The sequence below is a fragment of the Intrasporangium oryzae NRRL B-24470 genome, from assembly GCF_000576595.1.
Lineage (GTDB): Bacteria > Actinomycetota > Actinomycetes > Actinomycetales > Dermatophilaceae > Intrasporangium_C > Intrasporangium_C oryzae.
The window spans coordinates 1-2,533 of sequence record NZ_AWSA01000100.1 but is presented as its reverse complement, the minus strand read 5'-3'; the positions used below and the strand labels follow the sequence as shown (position 1 = coordinate 2,533).

General features: G+C 67.5%; 1 protein-coding gene and 1 pseudogene. Both read left to right on the top strand.

Annotated elements, in window-relative coordinates; all coding sequences use genetic code 11:
• Positions 1–592 precede the first annotated feature (592 nt).
• On the top strand, positions 593–2,053 hold the full coding sequence (gene ltrA / locus N865_RS21160; protein ID WP_034810260.1) for a group II intron reverse transcriptase/maturase: 1,461 nt from the start codon (positions 593–595) through the stop codon (positions 2,051–2,053).
• Positions 2,054–2,168: 115 nt separating this feature from the next.
• Positions 2,169–2,533, top strand: a pseudogene (locus N865_RS21155) (ISL3 family transposase); the annotation flags it as partial.

Below are 2,533 nucleotides of genomic sequence, written 5' to 3'. Positions count from 1 at the left end.
GTGCGCCACGAGGCGCTGTTGTTTCGGATGGAGGTGAGAGACCTACATCGCTTGGCCGTCGCAGCGGCTGGGTGAAGCTGGCGGCAGTCTGTCTTCGGGGAACGCCGGGGGTGGATGGGAGCAGCCGCGACAAAGTCAGGGCGGTTCGGCACTACCGGACGGGCCGTGCCTGGTGAGCAAGACGGGAAGGTGTACGCAAGGAACCGGTGTCGTAAGGCCTCTTCATCGTCGACCAGCTCGAACCCGGTGGATCTGGGCTGGTGTGCGGTGCGTCCCCGCCCTGCGTGGTCGCCAGCCAGGCAGCCGCGGTGGTGGGGAACTGTCAGAACGGTGGCATGTGTCGGGTCTGGCAGGTCGTGGTGAAGGTCTGCGGCGTAGCCACGACGAGACCGCAGGGGCAAAGCCGGGCGCCTCGCCCGTTGACCGAACAACAGTGAACGTGGGAACCACCTGTGTCTGCTCCCCTTCCTGGGGATAGGCGCGTTGCCGGCCGAAGGGCGCAGGTGGGGCGGAGCCGCCGTAGTACTCCGAGGCCGGGAGAGCCGGCCGCATGGGGAAGGGCGGCAGCGAGAGGAAGCAAGGAGGGACTGTGATGTCCGAAGACGCGTCGGTGAATACCGGCGCCGTCCTCTGGCCTGAGCATGACTGGGCGCAGGTGACGGTACGGAGGATGCAGACCAAGCTGCATTGTTGGGCGACCGGAGACCCCGGCCGCCGGTTTGATGATCTGTACAACCTGGTCTGTGACCCGGCGTTTCTGGTGGTGGCGTGGCAACGCGTCGCGGGCAACGTCGGGGCGCGGACGGCCGGGATCGATCGGGCCACGGTGGCTTGGATCGCGTCCCGGATCGGGGTCGAGGGGTTCCTGCAGCACGTGCGTGACCAGCTTCGGTCGCGGACGTTCTGCCCGGTCGAGGTACGTCAGGTGATGATCCCCAAGGCGAGCGGGAAACTGCGCAAGCTGGGGATCCCCACCGTGACCGACCGGGTGGTGCAGGCCGCCCTCAAGCTGGTGCTGGAACCGATCTTCGAGGCGGACTTCGCTCCGTGCTCGTACGGGTTCCGGCCGAACCGGCGCGCGCAGGACGCCGTCGCCGAGATCCATCACTTCACCACCAAGTCGTACCACTGGGTGTTGGAGGCCGACATCGAGGCGTGCTTCGACATGATCGATCACGTCGCGTTGATGGCTAGGGTCCGGGCACGGATCGGTGACAAGCGCGTGCTGGGGCTGGTCAAGGCGTTCCTCAAGTCCGGGGTGATGACCACCACCGGCACCCGCGAGGGCACGCACACCGGCACCCCGCAGGGCGGGATCCTCTCCCCGCTGCTGGCCAACATCGCGTTGACGACGCTGGACGAACACTTCATGACGGAGTGGGACCAGCAGATGGCGACCGAGGTGGCCCGGCAGCGCCGGAAGCGGCAAGGCAAGGCGAACTACCGCCTGATCCGGTACGCCGACGACTTCGTCATCGTCGTCACCGGCCAGCGCGAACACGCCGAGCAGCTGCGGCAGGAGGTGGCAGCAGTTCTGGCCCCGATGGGCCTGCGGCTGTCACCGGAGAAGACCCGCGTGGTCCACATCGACCACGGGTTCGACTTCCTCGGCTTCCACATCCGACGGATGCGAAGACGAGGAAGCAACAAGTGGTTCGTGTACACGCGGCCCTCGAAGAAGGCGATCGCCTCGATCAAGGGCCGGGTGAAGACCATGACGTACAGATCGACCCTGCACCATGAGCCCGGATACCTGTTGGACTATCTGGGCCGGGTGCTGCGGGGGTGGGCCACCTACTTCCGGCACGGGGTGTCCAAGGCCACGTTCTCCGCGATCGACTCCTACGCGTGGGAGCGGATCACGGCATGGCTGCGGAAGAAACACCGAATCGGATGGCCAGAGCTTCGGCGCAGGTTCTGCCTGCCCGGCACCTGGCGGCTCGCCGCCGACGGGATCAGGTTCAAGGGCGCAGCCAGCGTCTCTGTCGTCCGGTACCGCTACCGCGGCTACCGGATCCCGACCCCGTGGACCCCGACAGCCACCACCGGCTGAACAACAACCCCTCGTGGAGAGCCCGGTGCGGTGAGAGTCGCACGCCGGGTTCGGCGGGCGGCCCGGGGAAACGGAGCGACAGCAATGTCGCCACCGCGCCCCGGGCCGACCCAACTGGCACCACGTCAACCCGATCAAGCGGGGACCGAAGGAGCTGACCGGGATGGTCGACCTGACCCGCCAGCCCGACCCGAAGAACCCCGGCAAGACGATCGTGAAGGCCCGGCTGCTCGACCTCGTCGTGGGCCGCTCCGGGCCGGCCTACGCCGGCTGGCTCAAGCAGCGCGGCGAGGAGTTCCGTAGCTGTGTCGAGGTCGCGACGCTCGACCCGTTCCGCGGGTACAAGAACGCCATCGACGACCAGCTCGAGGACGCCGTCGCCGTGCTGGATGCCTTTCATGTGGTGAAGCTGGCCGGTGCAGCCGTCGACGAGGTCCGCCGACGGGTCCAACAGGAGATCCACGGCCACCGCGGCCGCAA